Here is a 21200-nt window from a genome sequence, read left to right on the forward strand (position 1 = left end):
TCCTATGATTCTATGATGGGGCTCATGCCTCGTGAGGAAACCCGGACGACGACGCCCCCGCCCGTACGCGGCTCGGCCGCGCACGACGCCGGGAAACCGGGCGGCGCGTCCACACGCGTGTGGACGATGCGGCTGCTCGTCCTCGGCATCGTGCTGTCCGCGCTGAACCTCCGCCCCGCCATCACCAGCCTCGGCGCCCTCCTGGAGGAGGTCCGCGACGGACTCGGCATGAGCGGCAGCGTGGCCGGACTGCTCACCTCCGTGCCGCCGCTGTGCTTCGCCGCCTTCGGCGTCATGGCCCCGCGGCTGGCCCGCCGCTTCACCGCGGGCGCCGTGGTGTGCGCCGGCATGGCCGCCATCGCCACCGGCCTGATCGTCCGCCCCTACGTCGGCGGCACGGCCGGCTTCCTGGTCGGCAGTGCCCTGGCCTTGATGGGCATCGCGGTCAGCAACGTCCTGATGCCGGTCATCGTCAAGCACTGGTTCCCCGACCGCGTGGGTTCCATGACCGGCCTGTACTCGATGGCCCTCGCCCTCGGCACCGCCCTCGCGGCCGCCGTGACGGTGCCCTTGACCGACGCCCTCGGCGGCAGCTGGCAGACGGGCCTGGCCCTGTGGGCGGGGCTCGCCGTGGCGGCGGTCCTGCCCTGGCTGCCCTTCGTCCGAGGGCGCGTCACACCGCCCGGGGCGGGGGAGGAGGTCGAGGCCGCCCGGGCCGGCGGCGACGGGCCCGCCCAGGGTGGGGAACCGCAGGTCCCCGACACGGCCGGGCACGCGCGCGAGGAGGCGCCCCGGCTGCGGATGATCCGCAGCCGTACCGCCTGGGCCCTGGCCGTCTTCTTCGGGCTCCAGGCCACCGCCGCCTACATCACCATGGGCTGGATGGCGCAGATCTTCCGGGACGCCGGTGTGCCCGCCGGCACCGCCGGCCTGCTGCTGGCCGTCACCATGGTCATGGGCGTGCCCCTGGCCTTCGTCATACCCCGCCTGGCCACCCGGCTGCCCCACCAGGGCCCGATCGTGCTCGCCCTGGGCGTCTGCGGCCTCGCCGGCTACGCGGGGCTGTACCTCGCGCCCGCCGCCGGAGCCTGGGCCTGGGCCGTGCTGCTGGGCATCGCCAACTGCGCCTTCCCGCTCGCCCTGACCATGGTCGGCATGCGGGCCAGGACCGGCCCCGGCGTGGCCCGGCTGTCGGCGTTCGCGCAGAGCACCGGCTACCTGATCTCCATCCCCGGACCGCTGCTGGTGGGCGTCCTCTACCAGCACAGCGGCGGCTGGGGCCTGCCGATCGCGCTGATGAGCGCCCTGATGATCCCGCAGATGGCCGTCGGCTTCCTGGCCGGCCGCGACCGCACGGTGGAGGACGAGGCCGCCCGCTGAATCCCGCCCGGGACCCGGGGACACCCCGGGGCACCCGGCGGGCATCCCGGGTGGGAGACTGGCCCCATGCCAGTGCTCGACCCGAACCCCCAGCACGGTCAGAAGAAGATGCTGCTCGTCTTCGGGGCCTTCTTCGCGATCTTCATCATCATCGCCGTCATCGCGACCATCGCCTCACCATGACCGGCGCACACCCGGCCCATGGCGCCCATGGTGGGGTTAGCCCCCCTGTCCCCTAGGGGGTGAGGGTCAGGGTCAAGTGGGTGGATCACCGGATGGGTCGGCAGCCGCGGATTCCGTAGCTTCGAGGGTGTGACCGCGAGACGGTCACCGACCACTCGGAGAGCGGAGGCACCCATGTCGGCCCCTACGCACACCCGGCCCTGCCCGGCGACCCGGGCCGGTGCCGCCGACCGGCTGCCGTGGTGGGCCCTCGCCCTGCCCGTCCTCGCCTTCACCGCGCTGCTCGCCCTGATCCTGAACCCGTCCGACGCGCACGCGGCCACCGGCGGGCCCGCCATCGCCCACCTCCTGGAGCGAGTGCAGCAGCTGACAACCCGCTGATCACAGCCGAAGCCGGTGGTCAACTCCCTGCGCCACATGGCGTGTTTCATGCGAAGCTGGATCTCATGAGCGTCGCAGAACCCCGCAGGATTGTCCTCTTCCGCCATGCGAAAGCCGACTGGCCGCAGGTGACCGATCACGAGCGTCCGCTCGCCGACCGGGGCCGTATGGACGCGGCGGAGGCCGGGCGTAGGCTGACCGACACCGGTCTCGCCTTCGACCTGGCCCTGTGCTCCACCGCGGTCCGGACCCGGGAGACATGGAAGCTCGCCGTCCAGGAGTTCCCGCAGCGGCCGAAAACCGTCTACGAGGAGCGGATCTATGATGCCTCGCCGGGCGAGCTGATCGCTCTGCTCAACGAGACCCCCGACGACGCGCAGACCATCCTCATGGTCGGGCACAACCCGGGCATCCAGGGCCTCGCCGAAGTCCTGGCGGGCTCAGGCGAGGACGAGGCCCGGGAGCGGATGGCCCGCCGCGGGTTCCCGGCCGCCGCCTTCGCCGTGCTGTCGTTCACCGGCGCGTGGAAGAGCCTGGAGCCGGGCGTGGCCACGCTGCGGGACTACTGGGCGCCGGCCGAGTGACCGTCCTCGAGTGACAGGGGCCCGGCGCCGGTGCGGTGCCGGGCCCTTTCCGCACGGTTCAGCCGATGTCGAGGATGTCCGCCGCCTCGACCTCTTCGCGTGTGATGCCCAGCAGGTACAGGACCGTGTCCAGGAACGGGAAGTTCACCGCGGCGTGCGCGGCCTCGCGCACCACCGGCTTGGCGTTGAAGGCGACCCCGAGACCGGCCGCGTTCAGCATGTCCAGGTCGTTGGCGCCGTCACCGATCGCCACCGTCTGCGACAGCGGCACACCCGCCTCCGCGGCGAACCGGCGCAGCAGCCGGGCCTTGCCCGCCCGGTCGACGATCTCGCCGGTGACCCGGCCCGTCAGCCGGCCGTCGACGATCTCCAGGGTGTTGGCGTGGGCGAAGTCCAGCCCGAGCCGCTCCTTCAGATCGTCGGTGACCTGGGTGAAGCCGCCCGAGACGACACCGACCTGGTAGCCGAGCCGCTTCAGCGTACGGATCAGGGTGCGGGCGCCGGGCGTCAGCCGTACCTCGCTGCGCACCTTGTCCACGACCGAGGCGTCCAGCCCCTCCAGCAGCGCCACGCGCGCGTGCAAGGACTGCTCGAAGTCCAGTTCCCCGCGCATCGCGGCCGCCGTCACCTCGGCGACCTTGTCCTCGCACCCGGCGTGCGCGGCGAACAGCTCGATGACCTCGTCCTGGATCAGCGTCGAGTCGACGTCCATCACGACCAGGCGCTGGGCGCGCCGGTACAGGCCGGCGGCGACGACCGCCACATCGATGCCGAGCCTGGCCGCGTCGGTCACCAGGGCGGTGCGCAGCGGCTCGGTCTCCACGCCGGAGACGGCGAACTCGACGGCGGTCACGGGGTACTTGGCGAGCCGGAAGATACGGTCGATGTTGCCGCCGGTCTTCGTGATCCGCGCGGCGATCGCCGCCGTCGCCTCGGCGGTGAGCGGGTGCCCGAGCACGGTGACCAGGGAGCGGCCCAGCCCGCGCGGGCGGTTGTCGCCGAGGCCGGAGATGATCTCCGCCTGCATCTTCATCGACTCGGCCCAGCTGTGGACGGTCGCCCGCAGGTCCCCTTCGAGTCCGGGCGGCGGCTCGGTCACGAGCGCGCACAGCACCATCCGGCCACGGGTGACGACCTGCTCGATGTCGACGACGTCGACGGAGTAGGCGGCGAGGGTGTCGAAGAGACCGGCGGTGATGCCCGGCCTGTCCTTGCCGAAGATCTTCACGAGGAGGGTGGGGACGTCGGCAGGGACGTCGGAAGACGAGGTCTGCGAAGCGCTCATGGTGGTTCCACCGTATCCGGCGGGCGGGGCATACCGCCCTTGAGGTCCGTCTGGCGGACAGCGAACACTGCATGTCGCCTCGGTGGCGTGAACCTTACGCACTGGAAGGGCGTCCTGTATCCCCTCGCCGGTCACCTCCCGCCCCGCGGCTTCCGCGGAGGAGGAGGCGGCGGAGGCGGCGGCCCGTCGTCGGGCCGTGCGGGCGGCCCGTTCCCGGTCCTCGGCCCCGGCGCCTGCCGGGGCCCACGCGGCGGCGGGCCGACGGGCCGCACGACGGTGGGAGCGCCGTGCACGTCGCCGGCGGCGGGGGGCTCCTCGTCCGCCGACGTGCCGTGATCGGGCCCGGGCCCGGACCCGGCAGCGAGGGGTCGCTCCGTCCCGGGCGGCCGGGCGTCCTCCGGTTCCCACAGTCCGTCAGGCACCCGGAGGTAGGGATTGGTGCCCGGGTTCGGCGGCCGGTACGGCGTACCGGGCGCGTACGGCCCGGCCTCCTCGCCCTCCGCAACCCATCCGCCTCGCGCACCCGGCCACCCGGCACCGGGGCCGTTCCCCGGTCGCCGTACCGCGTCACCACGCCGCGGCACCCCGTCCGGCCCGGGTACGGCCGGCGTCTCGGTCTGTCCGGTGTGGGGGTCGTTTCCGGTGCGCTGTGTCGTGTCGCCGGGACGTGGCCACGGTTGTGCGGTGTTGTCGTCGTGTCCTGTCGGCCGGGGTGCGCCCGGTGCCTCGGTCTGTTCGGTGCCGGGGTCGTTTCCGGTCCGCCGTGTCGTGTCGCCGGGCCCCGGCCACCCCCGCCCGCCGCCCACGTCGTACCCCGCCGTCCCGGAGCCGCTCCAGGTCTCCCCCCTCCCGGCCCCGGCCCCGTGCTCGGCCCACCCACCACTCGCCAAGCCCTCCGTCCTCCCGGACCCGCCCCCGTGCTCGGCCCACCCGGCACTCGCCAAGCCCTCCGCCCCGGCCGCCCCGGCGAACCCCTCCCCCCGAGCCGACGCCGTAGCGCGTCGTCCCGCTGCCCCGCACATCCAGGCGAGCGATGCCCCGACGGCCCCGGCGCCCGCACCCCACACCCCGCCCAGGAGCAGGGCCGCGCCGAGATGGCCGTGCAGGTCGATGCCCGCGCCGAACGCGTCGAAGCCGAGCACGGACAGGGAGGCGGTCACGGACACGTCCGTCAGCCAGGCCAGCAAGGGCAGGGTGAGCGCGGTCGCGACCCCCAGCCGCAGCGCACACCGGCTCGCGAAACGAAGCCCGCCCCACCCTTCCCCGACGGGCGTCCGCACCCCGGCCAGCACCCCCGCCAGCAGCATCGTCAACGCCGCCGCCACCCCCAGCAGCCACACCCGCCCGTCCAGCTCGGCCAGCCGGCCCAGCGTCACCGGCTGGTCGGCCCCCGCGCCGAGGAGGTCGTCCAGCGGGTCCGGCAGGAAGCGGGTCAGTTCGCCCGTCGCGCGCCCGTCCCACGACACGAACAGGCCGATCGGGATGCCCAGCCACACCCCGTTCGGCGCCCCGAGCAGCGCCGCGCCGGCGATGCGCGCCGGATGGTCGTCGCCGATCGCCGCGTACCCCGCCACCGCGAGCCCCGCGACCACCGCCACCAGCAGAACGGTCACCACCGCCGACACGGCCGGCCGGACGACGCGGTGCACGGCCTCCCAGCCGGGCGGCAGCGGCGTACGGCGCGAGGCCAGCAGGGCGATGACCAGTATCCCGGCCGACCAGCCGAGCCCGCCCAGCAGCGTCGGCGCCGTGTCGACCGTGAAGCCGACCGCGGCCTGCGCGTCGACCAGGTCGCCGAGCCGGTCCGGAAGCAGCCCCCCGATGTCCCCCAGGCCCGGGATGTCGACGCTCCCGTTCCCGCCGGTCACGTCGTCCAGGCCCAGCGACCCCCCGTCGATCGTGATGACGTCGTGCCCCGCCCACGCGAGCCCGCCCAGCATCGCCACGAACAGCGCCACCACCGTCCCCGCCCGCGCGAGCAGTTCGGCCGGTGAGATCACAACTCCCGCCGCCCGCAAGGAGCGCAGGAAGAACCACGACAGCAGCAGCGCCCCGACCAGGCTCACCCCCAGTGGCGTGATCTCGATGGCCGTGTCCGCCTCCGCGCCCGTGAGGCCGAACGCCGACACATCACCGGACGGCGTGACCGACCCACCCGCCCCGAGAGCCACCACCGCCGCGGTCATCGGCCCCAACGACCCGGCCGTGTCCGCCTCCAGCAGTCGAAGGCCCAGCGCCGCCGTCCCCGCCATCCCGATCAACGCCCAGCTCACAGCGGCGACGGCGGACAGCAGCACGTCCCCCCACGGCACGCGCGCATGGCCGCTCGTGCGCCCGGTGACAGCACTCATGGCAGACCCCCCGATCCGCTGCGCGGCGGGAACACCGCACATGTCCCCCTCGCGTCGAAATACCACTCTCCGGTCCGGTTTCAACCCCGTCAACGGAATCGGCCGATGCGTCCCGACGCGGTCTTCACAAGGCCCGACTTTCGGTCAGAGGCCAGCTCCTGAAATAGTTCCCCCCGATGTTCGCCATCCCTAGACTCCCCATGCCGGGGGTAAATCGGGGGACAACTCAGTGGGGCATGGAGTGCCGGAACTCGTACTGGAATCAAACGGACGTACCTGGACGCTCGATCCGTCCAGGGCATACACCCTCGGACGTGATCCGCAGGGGGACGTCGTCTTCGACGACGCCAGGGTCTCCTGGCGTCACGCCACGGTCAGCTTCAACGGCCGCAGTTGGGTCATCGAGGACCACGGCAGCACCAACGGCACGTTCGTGCAGGGGCAGCGCATCCATCAGATGGAGCTCGGCCCCGGCTCGGCCGTCAATCTGGGCAACGCGACCGACGGCCCGCGTCTGAGCCTGTCCGGCGCCGCGGCCTCCGTCGCCACGCCGCAGGCCGAGCCGCAGCAGCAGCCGTACGCCGCGCAGGGCGCGAACCCCGGCTGGGGCCAGCAGGCCCCGGCCCAGCAGCCGCCGCACCAGCAGCCCCCACAGGCCGGCTGGCAGCAGCCGCAGCAGGCCGCGGCGCACATCCCGCAGCAGCAGGGTCCCGGTGGTGTCGCGGGGGCACCGCCGGTCTACGGCGACCGCAGCCCGACCACGTTCCACCAGTTCTCGCTGGGCCGTGTGATGCGCATCGGCCGTGCCCTGGAGAACGAGCTGGTCGTCTCCGACCTGCAGGTCTCCCGGCACCACGCCGAGTTCCACGCGACGCCCGACGGGCGCATGGAGATCCGCGACCTCGGCTCGCACAACGGCACGTACGTCAACGGCCAGCCGATCGCCAAGGGCGGCTCGCAGCTGCTCGGCCCGGCCGACGTCGTGGGCGTGGGCCACTCGACGTTCCGGATCGTCGGCGACCGTCTCGAGGAGTTCGTCGACACCGGTGAGGTGTCCTTCTCCGCCCGGCACCTGACCGTCACGGTCGACGGGGGCAAGCAGATCCTCAAGGACGTCTCGTTCGGCGTCCCGGAGAAGTCGCTGATCGCGGTCATCGGCCCGTCCGGCTCCGGCAAGTCGACCCTGCTCAAGGCGCTCACCGGCTACCGCCCCGCCAACCAGGGCGAAGTGCTGTACGACAACCGGGACCTCTACAAGCAGTTCGCCGAGCTGCGCCAGCGCATCGGTCTGGTCCCGCAGGACGACATCCTGCACAAGGAGCTGACGGTCAAGAAGGCCCTCAAGTACGCGGCCAAGCTGCGCTTCCCGGCCGACACCACCGCCGCCGAGCGTGAGGCCCGCATCGACGAGGTGCTGCGCGAGCTCAAGCTCGACATCCACAAGGACAAGAAGGTCACGTCCCTCTCCGGCGGCCAGCGCAAGCGCGTCTCGGTCGCCCTGGAGCTGCTGACCAAGCCGTCGCTGATCTTCCTGGACGAGCCGACCTCCGGCCTCGACCCGGGCATGGACCGCGACGTCATGCAGCTGCTGCGCGGCCTGGCCGACGACGGCCGTACGGTCCTCGTCGTCACCCACTCGGTGGCCGAGCTGGCGATCTGCGACAAGCTGCTGGTGATGGCGCCGGGCGGCTCGGTCGCCTACTTCGGCCCGCCCGAGGAGGCGCTGAACTTCTTCGGCTACGACACCTGGGCCGATGTCTTCTCCGCCTTCGAGAACTACCGCGACTACGACTGGGCGGGCCGCTGGAAGGGCTCGCAGCACTACCAGATGTACGCCGCGGACATCGACGCCGTCGCGCCGCAGTCCGTACAGGTTCCGCAGATGCAGGCGATGAAGCCGCCGAAGCCGCAGGGCTGGATGTCCCAGTTCGTCACGCTGGTCCGGCGCTATGTCTCGGTGATCGTGTCCGACAAGGGCTTCCTCGCCCTGATGGTGATCCTGCCGGCCGTGCTCGGCGCGGTCAGCCTGCTCATCGACGCCGACAAGGGCCTGCTGCCGAACCCCGCCAACCCGGAGACCGGCCGGATCATCCCGAACGGCACGGCCACCACGGTCCTGCTGATCCTGGCGGTCGGCGCCTGCTTCGCCGGCGCGGCGAACTCGGTCCGAGAGCTGATCAAGGAACGCGTCATCTACGAGCGGGAGCGTGCCACCGGCCTCTCACGCTCGGCGTACCTGATGTCCAAGGTGTTCGTGCTCGGCATGATCACCGTGCTCCAGGGCCTGCTGGTCGGCGTCATCGGCTTCTCCAGCCGCGAGATCCCCGAGGAGGGCCTCGTCTTCGGCGGCGCCACGCTGCTGGAGCTGTCCGTGCCGATCATGGCACTGGGCTTCACCTCGATGATGTTCGGCCTGATCATCTCCTCGCTGGTGAAGACCGCCGAGAAGACCATGCCGCTGCTGGTGATGTTCGCCATCATCCAGGTCGTCTTCACCGGCTGTCTGTTCGCGCTGCACGGCTCGATCGGCGTCAACCAGTTCTCGTTCCTGATGCCGTCGCGCTGGGCGGTCGCCGCCGCCGGTGCCACGCTGGACTTCAACAAGATCAGCCCGCCCGAGACGGCCGGCGACACCGACCCGCTGTGGGAGCACACGGCCGGGGCCTGGGCCATGGACATGGGCGCGCTCCTCGTCCTGGGCGTGATCTGCGGCTTCTTCGTGGCCCGCTTCCTGCGTCGCCACGAGCCCGAGGTCATGCGCAAGTAGTCACCGCCGTACCACGCCCGAAGGGCGGCACCCCGTCAGTGGGTGCCGCCCTTCGGCGTCCGTACAGCGAGCAGAGGTCCGCGCAGGCCTCAGTACGCGCTGTCGACGTTGTCCATCGAGCCGTACTTGTCGGCCGCGTAGTTGCAGGCGGCGGTGATGTTGGCTACCGGGTCGTAGATGTCCCAGGAGGTGCCGGGGACGTGCCAGTGCTTGAAGGTCGGCGGGATGACCTGGAGCAGGCCCTTCGACGGGATGCCGTTGATGGCGTTGATGTCCCAGTTGTTGATCGCCTTCGGGTTACCCGAGGACTCCCGCATGATGTTGCGCTTGATGCCGTCGTAGGAGCCGGGAATCCCGTGCTTCTTCATGACGTCGAGCGACTCGCGAATCCAGCCGTCGAGGTTGTTCGGGTAGCTCTTGACGGCGGCCTTCTCGGCCTGGGCGCGCTTGGCGTCGCGGCTCGCGGCCTCCTTGGCCTTGCGCGCGGCCTCGGCCTTCTTCTTGGCGGCGGCCTCGGCGGCGGCCTTCTTCTTGGCGGCGGCCTCGGCGGCGGCCTTCTTCTTCGCGGCGGCCGCGGCGTCGGCCTTCTTCTTCGCCGCGATCTGCTCCGCCTTCAGGCTGGCGCCGGCCATCTGGTCCGTGACGCTCGCCTTGACGTCCTTGATCTGCTGGTTGCTGTACGCCACCGCAGCCGGCTGAGCGGCCTCGGTCGTGGTCTTGGTCGAGGCGCCGCTCGGTACCGCGGAGACTCCGATGGCGACGGCGCCGAGGGTGGCGACACCGGCCATGGCGATCTTGTGGTGACGGGTCAGGCTGCGACTCTGAACACGGCTGAAGATGTTCTTGGGCATGCTGCTGTGGACCTCTTCGAATAGCGCGGGGGTCGCTCGGCGTCCGGCGTTGGACTCGGTGTGTTTCCGACACAAACGCCGCGGAGGTGAACCCACGGCGCTGAGCGACGTCGCCAATTCTTAGCGGCCGCAAAATCGCGTGGCAAAGGTGTGACGTACGAAGGAAGATAGTGGATCAGGGAGGGGTGAAACGGGGCAGATTGGACTGTCCGAGCCGCTCAAAAGGTACGGCTTTGTCTCCTACGCACTTTCGTACGTGACGTGCGCCCTATGCGCGGCCTCACATCGCACGGCACGCGTTCTCACCACCCGTTGCACAAGCGATGCTCTGTGTAAGGGTGAGGAGCGGGATGTCGTGAACGACGAGCGCGTCCTCGGCGGCGGCCGTGTTCACGGCAGTACGAGGTGCACGTCCCCGAACTCGTGCCAGAGATACCGGCCCTGGAGCGCGGCCCGGTACCCCCGCTCGATCGCCACCCGCCCCGCGACGGCCTCCAGCATCAGCAGATGCGAGGCCTCCGGCTCGTGCAGCCCGGTCAGCAGTCCGTCCACCACCCGCACCCCGCGCTCCGGCGTGACGACGAGATCCGTCCATCCCGCACGGGCGCGTACGGCACCGTCGGCACCCACCGCCGACTCCACCGCCCGCACCACCGTCGTCCCGACCGCCACGACCCGGCCCCCACCGGCCCGCACGGCGTTGATCAGCCGCGCGGACGCCTCGGGCACCGCGAAACGCTCCGGGTACGGCGGCTCGTGCGCCTCCGCCGAGGCCACCCCCGTGTGCAGCGTGACCGGCGCGAACTGCACCCCCCGGCTCACCAGCTCCGCCACCAGCCGTGCCGTGAAGGGCCGCGCAGCGCTCGGCATCTCCGCACTGCCCGTCCCGTCCGCCGACGGCAGCGCGAACACCGTCTGGTAGGCGGACAGCGGCTGGTCCCGCTCCGTATAGGCGTAGCGGATGGGCCGCCCGTACTCCCGCAGCAGCCCCGGCACCCCCGGTCCGGACACCCGCGCCCACCACAGCCGCTCGCCGCGCCCGCTCAGCGGCTCCTCCAGAACCAGCCGCACACCCCCCGGCAGGCACACCTCCCTCGCCGCGGGCCCACCCGCACGCGCGCGCGTGGTGCCCCGCCCGTCGGGCTCCCGCAGCTCCACCGCCCAGCGGCCGTCGTCCCCGCGCGTGGAGAAATGCACCACCACGCGCGCGTCCCCCGTCCATCCGTCCACGGCCGCCGCCAGCGTGGCCGAGGTGTTGACCACGAGCAGATCCCCCGCCCGCAGCAGCAGCGGCAGCTCCGTGAACACGTGATGCGCCACCTCTGCACCCCGCGACACCAGCATCCGTACGGCGTCCCGCTCCAGCCCCGGGCCCCGCTGCTCGACCGGCACCCGCGCCGACAGCTCCTCCGGTACCCGCACCGCCAGGGTCATCGCGCCCCGTCCAGCAGCGCCGGAGCCCCGTACCGCCCGCTCACCGGACGCTCGTCCAGCAGTCGCAGGAACCCCGGCACCACGGTCGCCGGCTCGGGCCGCGGCTCCCGGTCGTCCGGTACGGCCGCCGCGTACAGGTCCGTGGCCATGTCCCCGGGATCCACCGCCCAGACCCGCAACCCCGGCTCCTCCACGGCGAGCACCGCCAGCAGATGGTCCAGGGCCGCCTTCGACGCCCCGTAACCGCCCCAGGTCTCGTATGCCTCGGCCGCCGCGTCCGAGCTGACCGCGACGACGGTGCCCGACGGCGAGTCCCGCAGCAGCGGCAGCGCCTCCTGCACCAGACCCAGCCCCGCCACCAGGTTCACCTCCAGCGCCCTGCGCAGCCCCTCCACCGGCAGCTCCGCCAGCCGCACCAGCGGCTCGGCGCCCAGCGCGCTCGCGTTGTGCACCAACAGGTCGACGCCGCCCAGCCGCCGGGCCGCCGACACCACCTCCGCCCGGTGCGCCGCGTCCGTGACGTCCCCGGCAAGGGCGCTCACGCGTGTGCCGTGCGCGCGGATGGCCCGGGCCGTGTCCGCCAGCGCCTCGGCACCCCTGGCGTCGAGCACCAGGTCCCAGCCCTGCCCTGCCAGGGCCCCGGCCAGGGCCCGGCCCAGTCCTTTCGAGGCCCCGGTGATGATCGCGACCGGCATGGTCGGCTCCCCTCCACGTGATCGAAGTGCCCTCACCGTAGGAACGGGGCGGCCCTGACCGCCTCGGACGCGGGCCGCACGCCACCGGGTCCTTTGGCCCTACGCCACGGGCCCGGCGCCCCCGGACCTACGTCTCGGCCTCGGGCCTTCTCGGCCCCACGGCCTAGGTCCACCGGCCGGGCCCTCGCCGCCACCGGTCCGATCCGCGCGGTCACAGCCCGCCGGTACCGTGAGGACATGAGTCACGGCCCCCGGTCCGGCCTCGCCGCGGTGAGCTCCGCGTTGCTGGCCATGAGCAGGCATCTCGAGGTGCGCGACGTCCTCAAGACGATCGTCGCCTCGGCCCGCGAGCTGCTCGACGCGCAGTACGCCGCGCTCGGCGTCCCGGACGACCACGGCGGCTTCGCCCAGTTCGTCGTCGACGGCGTCAGCGAGGAGCAGTGGAAGGCCATCGGCCCCCTCCCGCGCCAGCACGGCATCCTCGCCGCGATGCTGCACGAGGCCCGGGCCGAGCGCCTCGCGGACGTCCGCAAGGACCCCCGCTTCGAGGGCTGGCCGAAGGCCCACCCCGACCTGGTCGACTTCCTCGGCCTGCCGATCCGCGACGGCGACGAGGTCATCGGCGCCCTGTTCCTCGCGAACAAGAACTGCCCGAAGCCCGAGGGCGGCTGCGGCTTCACGGCGGACGACGAGGAACTGCTCGGCATCCTCGCCCAGCACGCCGCCATCGCCCTCACCAACGCCCGCCTCTACGAGCGCAGCCGCGAGCTGACCATCGCCGAGGAGCGCTCCCGCCTCGCCCACGAACTGCACGACGCGGTCAGCCAGAAGCTGTTCTCCCTGCGCCTGACCGCCCAGGCCGCGGCCCGGCTGGTCGACCGGGACCCCTCCCGCGCCAAGGGCGAACTCCAGCAGGTGGCCGCCCTCGCCGCCGAGGCCGCCGACGAACTGCGCGCCGCGGTCGTCGAGTTGCGCCCCGCCGCCCTCGACGAGGACGGCCTCGTGGCGACCCTCCGGACGCAGATCCAGGTCCTCGACCGCGCCCACAGCGCCCGCGTCACCTTCGCCGGCCACGGCGTGAAGGCTCTGCCCGCCTCCCAGGAGGAGGCCGTTCTGCGCGTCGCCCAGGAGGCCCTGCACAACGCCCTGCGCCACTCCGGCGCCGACCACGTCGACGTGACCCTGGACCGCCGCGGCAGCGGAGTCGTCCTGCGGGTCGCGGACGACGGCGGCGGCTTCGACCCGAGCGTGGTCCGCCGCGCCGGGCGCCATCTGGGCCTGGTCTCGATGCGGGACCGGGCGAGCGGCGCCGGCGGCACGCTCACCGTGCAATCGGCGCCCGGCCAGGGCACCGCGATCGAGATGGAGGTCCCCGGTGGCTGACGCAATCAGGGTGCTGCTCGTCGACGACCACCAGGTGGTCCGCCGTGGCCTGCGCACCTTCCTCGAAGTGCAGGACGACATCGAGGTCGTCGGCGAGGCGGCGGACGGCGCCGAAGGAGTGGACCGCGCCGAGGAGTTGCGGCCCGACGTCATCCTCATGGACGTCAAGATGCCGGGCATGGACGGCGTCGACGCCCTGCGCAGACTCCGCGAGCTGGACAACCCCGCGCGCGTGCTGGTCGTCACCAGCTTCACCGAGCAGCGCACGGTGGTCCCGGCCCTGCGTGCCGGTGCCGCCGGCTATGTCTACAAGGACGTCGACCCCGACGCCCTCGCCGGAGCCATCCGCTCCGTCCACGCCGGACACATCCTCCTCCAGCCGGAGGTCGCCGGCGCCCTGCTGGCGCAGGAGGAGAACAACTCCGGCACGGGCAGGGCCGGTTCGCTCACCGAGCGGGAGCGCGAGGTTCTCGGCCTCATCGCGGACGGCCGCTCCAACCGCGAGATCGCCCGCGCGCTCGTCCTGTCCGAGAAGACCGTCAAGACCCACGTCTCCAACATCCTGATGAAGCTCGACCTGGCCGACCGGACGCAGGCCGCGCTGTGGGCCGTCCGCCATGGCGTGACCGGCTGATCCGCTCATCGCACGGCAACGCGGAAGGTTGCGTTCCGGACCGAGATTCATACTGTCGTGGGAACGTCCCCCGGATGGCGCAACCTCGGTGGATCTCCGCCGTTCTCCAGTGCGTGCCGCGGCGCCTGCCGCGGCGATCGCAAGGAGGGCTCAGAAGTGAAGAACCTGAAGAAGGCAGCGGCCGTGACGATGATGACGGGTGGCCTGCTGGCCGCCGGCGCGGGCATGGCCTCCGCCACCAGCGCGCACGCCGACGGCCAGGCCGTGGGCTCCCCGGGCGTCGGCTCGGGCAACGTCGTCCAGGCCCCGGTGCACGTCCCGGTCAACGTGTCCGGCAACAGCGTGAACGTCGTGGGCATCCTGAACCCGGCCTTCGGCAACCACGCCGTCAACCACTGACGCTCCACCTCCGTCTCCGAGCCGGAGGTGACACCGGCCTCCCGGGAGCGTCCGGGAGGCCGGTCGGCGTAGCCGCGGGCATGCGTGCCGCCCGGGCGGCACGCATGAGCGTTGAGGGTCCCCCTGCTCGAAGAGATGGGGGGAGGCACCCCCCTCCGCCGGGCCGCGCCCCCACCCGGCTTCAGTACTCACGCCGGGCAGGGGCACCCCCCCGTCACCGCACCCCCCGCTCACGCTCCTCCACAACGGAGTTGTACGCCGCGACCTGCGCCCGTCGAGCCGTCCGCTCCACCGGCCGCAACGCCTCCTGCCGCGCGAAGATCTCGGACGAACTCACCGCACCCCCGTGTCCGCTCTCCGTCGCCACGGTGATCAGCGTCCCCACCCGCTGCGCCAGCTCCAGCACCCGCACCGCCCGCGGCGGATACCCCGGCGCCAAGACCTCCCGCCCCCGCTCGGCCCGCGCCCGGTACGCGTCGATCGCCGCCTCCGCCACCGGCCCCGACCCGGCCACATCCAGCCGCGTCAGCATCTCCGTGGCATCCCGCAGGGCCTCCGCCAGCTCCCGCTCCGCCTCGCCCAGCGAGGGCACATCCGCGGGCGGCGCCTCCCGCACGGGCAGCACATGCCACACCACCTCGACGTGCACATCACCCTCGGGCCCGGCCTCGTACACCTCCGGCACCAGTCCGAACGCGGCGCCGTGACAGACCACCGCCTGCTCGGCCTCCAGCGCCCGGGCGTTGAACTCCGGTGGCCCGCTCAGCCCCAGTGGATGGCCCGGCGCCGGCAGCGCGACCCGCAGCCCGGTCACCCCGAGCCCCCGCAGCCGCCCCAGCGCCAGGGTGAGTCCGACCCGGCCCGACTCACCCGGCAACCCCTCCACCCGGTGCACCGCGTCCTCGCCGACGACGGCGAGCACAGCGTCGTCCGGAGAGACATGTCCGGCCAAAAGGGCATTTCCCCAAGCTGCGAGACGTCCAGCACGTGGTTCCGAGAGCATGCCTCCACCCTAGGACCCTCCAAGGACCGGACCGAGGGAATGTCCGGGCCGACCGGTGGCGTAGATTTCATGGAGGGCTGCGCCCACCGGCGCGGCGGACCGAGCCACAGGCTTACGCGACAGCCGAGACCGGCCACACTGCAAGGGGAGACAACGCGCTCATGAGCGATGTTCTGGAGCTTCAGGACGTATCCGTGGTCCGCGAGGGCCGGGCTCTGGTGGACCAGGTCTCCTGGTCGGTCAAGGAGGGCGAGCGCTGGGTCATCCTCGGCCCGAACGGCGCCGGCAAGACCACCCTCCTCAACCTCGCTTCCACCTACCTCTTCCCCAGCTCGGGCACCGCCGCCATCCTCGGCGAGACCCTCGGCCGCCCCGGCACCGACGTCTTCGAACTGCGCCCCCGCATCGGTATGGCCGGCATCGCCATGACGGAGAAGCTCCCCAAGCGCCAGACGGTCCTGGAGACGGTCCTGACCGCCGCCTACGGCATGACCGCCACCTGGCACGAGGACTACGAGGACATCGACGAGCAGCGCGCCCGCGCCTTCCTCGACCGCCTCGGCATGAGCGAGTACCTCGACCGCAGGTTCGGCACGCTCTCCGAGGGCGAGCGCAAGCGCACCCTGATCGCCCGCGCCCTGATGACCGACCCCGAACTGCTCCTGCTCGACGAGCCCGCCGCCGGGCTCGACCTCGGCGGCCGCGAGGACCTGGTCCGCCGACTCGGCCGCCTCGCGCTCGACCCGATCGCCCCCTCGATGCTCATGGTCACCCACCACGTCGAGGAGATCCCCCCGGGCTTCACCCACGTCCTCATGATCCGCCAGGGCAAGGTCCTCGCCGCAGGACCGCTGGAGCTCGAACTCACCTCCCGCAACCTCTCCCTCTGCTTCGGACTCCCGCTCGTCGTCGAACAGTCGGGCGAGCGCTGGACCGCGCAGGGCCTCCCGCTCTCCTGATCCGGCCCCGAGCCACTCAAATCCCCGACTCTGAACGACATTTCGCACGCCGGACGCTCTGTCGGTGACCGGGCCCGCGGACCTACCATGACCATGTGGAAATCGACGCATGGCTGTGGTGGCTCATCGGCGCGGCAGCGCTCGGCATCGCGCTCGTGGTCACCGCGATGCCAGAACTCGCGATGCTGGCGGTGGGCGCCGTCGCCGCGGCGGTGGTCACCGGCGTCTTCGGCGGAGGAGCCGTCGCCCAGGTCGTCGTCTTCGCCGTCATCTCGACCGCCGGCATCGCCGTCGTACGGCCCATCGCGAACCGGCATCGCGCCCAGCGGCCCCAATTCGCCTCCGGAGTCGACGCGTTGAAGGGCAGACAAGCCGTCGTCCTGGAACGTGTCGACTCCTCCGGCGGCCGCATCAAGCTGGCCGGGGAGGTCTGGTCGGCCCGCGCCCTCGACACCGCGCACACTTACGAAGTGGGCCAGGAAGTGGATGTCGTGGACATCGAGGGAGCCACCGCGATCGTCATGTGACCTCGCACGACGTAACTGGAGTGAACTCCTCGCCAGCTACGCGACGGTCTGTCAGACTCGACCAGCAAGATCTTCGACAACCATAAGATCTGCCGAAGGCGCCGAAGCGGAGAAGGGACACGGGGAACGACGATGGAACCGGTCATCATCGTCCTGATCATTCTGGTGGTGTTGGTCTTCATCGCCCTGATCAAGACGATCCAAGTCATCCCACAGGCCAGCGCGGCCATCGTCGAGCGCTTCGGGCGCTACACGCGAACACTCAACGCGGGCCTCAACATCGTCGTCCCGTTCATCGACACCATCCGCAACCGCATCGACCTGCGCGAACAGGTCGTGCCCTTCCCACCCCAGCCGGTGATCACCCAGGACAACCTGGTCGTGAACATCGACACCGTCATCTACTACCAGGTGACCGATGCCCGGGCCGCGACGTACGAAGTCGCCAGCTACATCCAGGCGATCGAGCAGCTCACGGTCACCACGCTCCGCAACATCATCGGTGGCATGGACCTGGAACGGACCCTGACCTCCCGCGAGGAGATCAACGCGGCCCTGCGCGGCGTCCTCGACGAGGCCACCGGCAAGTGGGGCATCCGCGTCAACCGCGTCGAACTCAAGGCGATCGAACCGCCCACCTCCATCCAGGACTCGATGGAGAAGCAGATGCGCGCCGACCGCGACAAGCGCGCCGCCATCCTCCAGGCCGAAGGTGTCCGGCAGTCCGAGATCCTGCGCGCCGAGGGCGAGAAGCAGTCCCAGATCCTGCGCGCCGAAGGCGAGGCCAAGGCCGCCGCCCTGCGCGCCGAGGGCGAGGCCCAGGCCGTCCGCACGGTCTTCGAGGCCATCCACGCAGGCGACCCGGACCAGAAGCTCCTCTCCTACCAGTACCTCCAGATGCTCCCCAAGATCGCCGAGGGCGACGCCAACAAGCTCTGGATCGTCCCCAGCGAGATCGGCGACGCCCTCAAGGGTCTGTCCGGCGCCATGGGCAACTTCGGGGGCCTCGGCGGCGGTTCCGGCGGCAACGGCGGCGCGTCCGGAGGCGGCGTCCCCGCCCAGGAACGCCGTGAGAAGCCGTCCATCGACTGACCCGGCAGGCACGCACGAAGGGGCCCGCTTCCCCAGGAAGCGGGCCCCTTCCGTACGACGGCTCTAGGCCGCGGGCTGGGCCAGCCAGCCCGGCAGCGCGTCGAAGTCGTCCCGCCCCAGCGCCAGCAGCATCGCGTCCGCCGGAGTCGGCTCGAACGGCTGCCGCAGCAGCGGCATCCCCGCCTCCTGCGGAGTCCGGTTCGCCTTGCGGTGATTGTCCTGCGCACACGAGGCCACCGTGTTCAGCCACGTGTCCTGACCCCCCTGCGACCGCGGCACCACGTGATCCACGGTCGTCGCCCGCCTCCCGCAGTACGCGCACCGGTGCCGGTCCCTGACCAGCACACCCCGCCGCGACCACGGCGCTTGTCTTCGGAACGGCACCCGTACGTACTGGCAGAGCCTGATCACACGGGGCGCCGGTATGTCGACCGCGGCTCCCCGCATCCGCAGTTCGGGGTGGGCCTGCTCGACGACGGCCTTGTCCTGAAGCACCAGAACGACGGCTCGGTTCAACGTCACCGTCGACAGCGGCTCGAAGCTCGCGTTCAGTACCAGCGTGTCCCGCATACCAGCCCACCTCCCGTGTGCACCGGCCCACCCCCTGGCGGGCTGGGATCAACTCTGGCCGGGCACGCCGAGATGGACAACGCAATATCTGCTGCTCCCACAGGGGGTGACCCCGCGACCCCCGGCAACAAAAATGCCCGCTCCTGATCAATTCCAAGACCAGGAGCGGGCAAACGTTCCGTGAACGCCGGGATCGTCCGGCGGCCGGCTCAGTCCTCGGCGAGCACCTCGTACTCACCGATCAGCTGGGCCCGCCCGATCGTGTGGAACCGCAGGTTGAAACCGACCGCGGCGGGCGAGGCGTCCGCGTCCGGACCGAGCTTCTCCTGGTCCACGGCGTACACCGTGAACACATACCGGTGCGGCCCGTCCCCGGGCGGCGGAGCGGCCCCGCCGAACTCCTTGTCGCCGTAGTCGTTACGAGCGTGGATCGCGCCGTCCGGCAGACCCTCGAACGTGCCACTGCCCGCACCCACCGGCAACTCGGTCACCGACGCCGGGATGTCGAACAGCACCCAGTGCCAGAACCCGCTGCCCGTCGGGGCATCGGGGTCGTAGCAGGTCACGGCGAAGCTCTTGGTCTCGGCCGGGAAGCCCTCCCACCGCAGCTGCGGAGAGGTGTTGCCGGCCGCGTAGACCTGAGCGTCCTTGAGCGCCGCGCCTTCCGTGACGTCCTCGCTCGTCACCGTGAACGACGCGACGGGCGGATGGAAGTCGTGGGGGAGCGGCCGCCGCTTGAGCTCGGTCACCTCGGTACCTCCTGATCGATTCCTGCAGTCGCCCCCGAGCCTAGGGCCTGTCCCTAGAACCAGTTGCGCTTGCTGCCGACCTCGGAGAGCCACTGATTGAGGTACGCGGTCCAGTCGGTCCCCTGGTAGTCGTCGAGACCCACCTGGAAGGACCGGAAGGTGTCGCTGCCCTCGCTGAACAGGCCCGGCCTCTTGTCCATCTCCAGCACCACGTCCATGGCCCGCTGGTCGGCCACGAAGCTCAGCTCGACCTGGTTCAGCCCGCGGTACTGCTGCGGCGGGTAGAACTCGATCTCCTGGTAGAACGGCAGCCGCTGCCGCGTACCCCGGATCACCCCGCGCTCCATGTCCGCGTTCTTGAAGCGGAAGCCCAGCTGGAGGAACGCGTCCAGGATCGCCTTCTGCGCCGGCAGTGGGTGCACGTTGACGGGGTCCAGGTCACCGGAGTCCACCGCACGCGCGATCTCCAGCTCGGTCGACACCCCGATGTTCATACCGCGCAGGGCCTGACCGTCGATCATCGTGATCGGCGTCTCCCACGGGATCTCGAGACCGAACTGCACCGCGTGCACCGCGTTCGCCTGGAGCTCGAACGCCCCGCCCAGCCGGGACTTCGTGAACTCGATGTCCTGCTTGTACTCCTGGTCGCCGCTCTCCACCTCGACCTTGGCCTGCAGCCCGACCGAGAGCCCCTCGATCTGCTGGTTGACGGAACCGCCCTGGATCCGGACCTCACCCTGGACGACCCCGCCCGGGACGACGTTGACCTCGTGCAGCACCGTCTCGACCGAAGCCCCGCCGGCCCCCAGGCTCGCGAGCAGCTTCTTGAACGCCATGTCTCTCCCTCTCGCCCACTACGGGTGAATCCCTGATCCCTACAAACGCGATCCGGCCGTGGCCGGTTCCATGCCCCACCCTGGCAAGCCCGGTGACCGACGGCCACCCCGCCGCACCGTTCGTCTCCAGTACCCTCGGACGGCATGATCGCGACCCCCGACCGTACGCCCCTGCCCAGGGAGTTCTTCGACCGGCCCGTCCTCGATGTCGCCCCCGATCTGCTCGGCCGCATCCTGGTACGCAGCACCCCGGACGGTCCGATCGCCCTCCGCCTCACCGAGGTCGAGGCCTACGACGGTGCCGACGACCCCGGCTCCCACGCCTTCCGCGGCCGCACGGCCCGCAACGGCGTGATGTTCGGTCCGCCCGGTCATGTGTACGTCTACTTCACCTATGGCATGTGGTTCTGCATGAACCTGGTCTGCGGCCCCGAAGGGAGGGCGAGTGCCGTCCTGCTCCGCGCCGGTGAGATCATCGAGGGCGCCGAGCTGGCCCGCACCCGTCGACTCTCGGCCCGCAACGACAAGGAACTGGCCAAAGGCCCGGCCCGGCTCGCCACGGCCCTGAACGTGGACCGCTCCCTGGACGGCACGGACGCGTGCACCACCGACGACACCCCGCTGCGCATGCTGTCCGGCACCCCCGTGCCCTCCGACCAGGTACTCAATGGTCCCCGCACCGGTGTCGGCGGTGACGGGGCCGTGCACCCCTGGCGCTTCTGGGTGGCCAACGACCCGACGGTGAGCCCGTATCGCGCCCATGCGCCCAGGCGCCGCCGAAGTTGACGCGCCCCGCCAGGGTGCGTAATGTAGTCCGAGCCGTTGAGCCGGGTATGGCTATCGCCAGCAACCGGAAACGGCCAAACCACTACTCAGCGACTCCCCTCAGCAGGGGTGAATTCAGCGTGCCCGCATGTCTGAATTCGACGCCGACGGACTCGATTATGAGTCGGACGGGGAATCGACTAACGTAGTGAATGTCGAGAGGCCGACGAGCGAAAGCCCGGGCCGAACGGCAAATCCCGCCGACAGGGAATCGGATCGAAAAGGATCTGATAGAGTCGGAAACGCAAGACCGAAGGGAAGCCCGGAGGAAAGCCCGAGAGGGTGAGTACAAAGGAAGCGACCGTTCCTTGA

Annotated in this window: 21 protein-coding genes; 12 read left to right on the forward strand and 9 right to left on the reverse strand. The window is 71.3% G+C overall.

The features are described 5' to 3' along the window. Positions 1–12: 12 nt before the first annotated feature. The 4 genes from QNO09_RS23160 to QNO09_RS23175 all read left to right on the forward strand — a co-directional run bounded on the left by QNO09_RS23160 (position 13) and on the right by QNO09_RS23175 (position 2528). Entirely contained in the window at positions 13–1380 is a 1368-nt protein-coding gene (locus tag QNO09_RS23160; RefSeq protein WP_283972163.1) for a CynX/NimT family MFS transporter, read from the forward strand. 66 nt (positions 1381–1446) lie between these two features. Next, on the forward strand, positions 1447–1563 hold the full coding sequence (locus QNO09_RS23165) for an SGM_5486 family transporter-associated protein (RefSeq protein WP_099054755.1): 117 nt from the start codon (positions 1447–1449) through the stop codon (positions 1561–1563). 174 nt (positions 1564–1737) lie between these two features. Further along, positions 1738–1944, forward strand: coding sequence for a hypothetical protein (locus QNO09_RS23170; protein ID WP_283972164.1), 207 nt, complete (start codon positions 1738–1740; stop codon positions 1942–1944). A gap of 65 nt (positions 1945–2009) precedes the next feature. Continuing rightward, on the forward strand, positions 2010–2528 hold the full coding sequence (locus tag QNO09_RS23175; RefSeq protein ID WP_283972165.1) for a SixA phosphatase family protein: 519 nt from the start codon (positions 2010–2012) through the stop codon (positions 2526–2528). A 58-nt stretch (positions 2529–2586) separates the two neighbouring features. Here QNO09_RS23175 and serB read toward each other — a convergent pair whose 3' ends face one another. Beyond that, the gene (gene serB, locus QNO09_RS23180; protein WP_283972166.1) at positions 2587–3813 is read right to left on the reverse strand and encodes a phosphoserine phosphatase SerB; all 1227 of its coding nucleotides are present in this window, start codon (positions 3811–3813) and stop codon (positions 2587–2589) included. Between the two features lie 131 nt (positions 3814–3944). Then, positions 3945–6164, reverse strand: coding sequence for a streptophobe family protein (locus QNO09_RS23185; protein ID WP_283972167.1), 2220 nt, complete (start codon positions 6162–6164; stop codon positions 3945–3947). A gap of 241 nt (positions 6165–6405) precedes the next feature. Between QNO09_RS23185 and QNO09_RS23190 the strand changes: the two genes are divergently transcribed. Then, positions 6406–8931, forward strand: coding sequence for an ABC transporter ATP-binding protein/permease (locus QNO09_RS23190; protein ID WP_283972168.1), 2526 nt, complete (start codon positions 6406–6408; stop codon positions 8929–8931). Between the two features lie 89 nt (positions 8932–9020). Here the strand turns inward: QNO09_RS23190 and QNO09_RS23195 are convergent, their stop codons facing one another. The 3 genes from QNO09_RS23195 to QNO09_RS23205 form a co-directional block, all read right to left on the reverse strand. Continuing rightward, positions 9021–9782 carry a transglycosylase SLT domain-containing protein gene (locus QNO09_RS23195; RefSeq protein ID WP_283972169.1) on the reverse strand — a complete coding sequence of 254 codons (762 nt, stop codon included), beginning with the start codon at positions 9780–9782 and terminating at the stop codon, positions 9021–9023. A gap of 390 nt (positions 9783–10172) precedes the next feature. Beyond that, a complete protein-coding gene (locus QNO09_RS23200; protein ID WP_283972170.1) occupies positions 10173–11216 on the reverse strand; it encodes an S-adenosylmethionine:tRNA ribosyltransferase-isomerase in 1044 nt (347 codons plus the stop codon). Then, positions 11213–11911: an SDR family NAD(P)-dependent oxidoreductase gene (locus QNO09_RS23205; protein ID WP_283972171.1), complete on the reverse strand. Its 699-nt coding sequence runs from the start codon at positions 11909–11911 to the stop codon at positions 11213–11215. Before QNO09_RS23205 ends, QNO09_RS23200 begins: the two co-directional genes overlap by 4 nt. A gap of 237 nt (positions 11912–12148) precedes the next feature. Here QNO09_RS23205 and QNO09_RS23210 point away from each other — a divergent pair, with 237 nt between their 5' ends. From QNO09_RS23210 to QNO09_RS23220, 3 genes are all read left to right on the forward strand, one after another. Further along, a complete protein-coding gene (locus tag QNO09_RS23210) occupies positions 12149–13294 on the forward strand; it encodes a GAF domain-containing sensor histidine kinase (RefSeq protein ID WP_283972172.1) in 1146 nt (381 codons plus the stop codon). Continuing rightward, complete coding sequence (locus tag QNO09_RS23215; protein WP_283972173.1) at positions 13287–13928, forward strand: response regulator; 642 nt, start codon at positions 13287–13289, stop codon at positions 13926–13928. The genes QNO09_RS23210 and QNO09_RS23215 overlap by 8 nt, the downstream gene beginning before the upstream one ends. A 156-nt stretch (positions 13929–14084) precedes the next feature. Further along, complete coding sequence (locus tag QNO09_RS23220; RefSeq protein ID WP_283972174.1) at positions 14085–14327, forward strand: chaplin; 243 nt, start codon at positions 14085–14087, stop codon at positions 14325–14327. A gap of 214 nt (positions 14328–14541) precedes the next feature. Here QNO09_RS23220 and QNO09_RS23225 read toward each other — a convergent pair whose 3' ends face one another. Then, positions 14542–15330, reverse strand: coding sequence for an Rv1486c family protein (locus QNO09_RS23225; RefSeq protein ID WP_283972175.1), 789 nt, complete (start codon positions 15328–15330; stop codon positions 14542–14544). 161 nt (positions 15331–15491) lie between these two features. Between QNO09_RS23225 and QNO09_RS23230 the strand changes: the two genes are divergently transcribed. From QNO09_RS23230 to QNO09_RS23240, 3 genes are all read left to right on the forward strand, one after another. After that, entirely contained in the window at positions 15492–16289 is a 798-nt protein-coding gene (locus QNO09_RS23230; protein ID WP_107458775.1) for an ABC transporter ATP-binding protein, read from the forward strand. Between the two features lie 95 nt (positions 16290–16384). Then, a complete protein-coding gene (locus QNO09_RS23235; RefSeq protein WP_283972176.1) occupies positions 16385–16816 on the forward strand; it encodes an NfeD family protein in 432 nt (143 codons plus the stop codon). 132 nt (positions 16817–16948) lie between these two features. Further along, positions 16949–17908, forward strand: a complete 960-nt coding sequence (locus QNO09_RS23240; protein WP_175431724.1) for an SPFH domain-containing protein — start codon at positions 16949–16951, stop codon at positions 17906–17908. A 63-nt stretch (positions 17909–17971) separates the two neighbouring features. Here the strand turns inward: QNO09_RS23240 and QNO09_RS23245 are convergent, their stop codons facing one another. The 3 genes from QNO09_RS23245 to QNO09_RS23255 form a co-directional block, all read right to left on the reverse strand. Beyond that, positions 17972–18478 carry an HNH endonuclease gene (locus tag QNO09_RS23245; protein ID WP_283972177.1) on the reverse strand — a complete coding sequence of 169 codons (507 nt, stop codon included), beginning with the start codon at positions 18476–18478 and terminating at the stop codon, positions 17972–17974. 209 nt (positions 18479–18687) lie between these two features. Beyond that, a complete protein-coding gene (locus QNO09_RS23250) occupies positions 18688–19227 on the reverse strand; it encodes a YbhB/YbcL family Raf kinase inhibitor-like protein (protein ID WP_283972178.1) in 540 nt (179 codons plus the stop codon). Between the two features lie 53 nt (positions 19228–19280). Next, on the reverse strand, positions 19281–20063 hold the full coding sequence (locus QNO09_RS23255) for a sporulation protein (protein ID WP_283972179.1): 783 nt from the start codon (positions 20061–20063) through the stop codon (positions 19281–19283). 144 nt (positions 20064–20207) lie between these two features. Here QNO09_RS23255 and QNO09_RS23260 point away from each other — a divergent pair, with 144 nt between their 5' ends. Beyond that, positions 20208–20849, forward strand: a complete 642-nt coding sequence (locus tag QNO09_RS23260) for a DNA-3-methyladenine glycosylase (RefSeq protein ID WP_283972180.1) — start codon at positions 20208–20210, stop codon at positions 20847–20849. The last annotated feature ends 351 nt before the right edge of the window (positions 20850–21200 follow it).

The sequence above is a fragment of the Streptomyces sp. 378 genome, from assembly GCF_030124145.1.
Classification (GTDB): Bacteria; Actinomycetota; Actinomycetes; order Streptomycetales; family Streptomycetaceae; genus Streptomyces.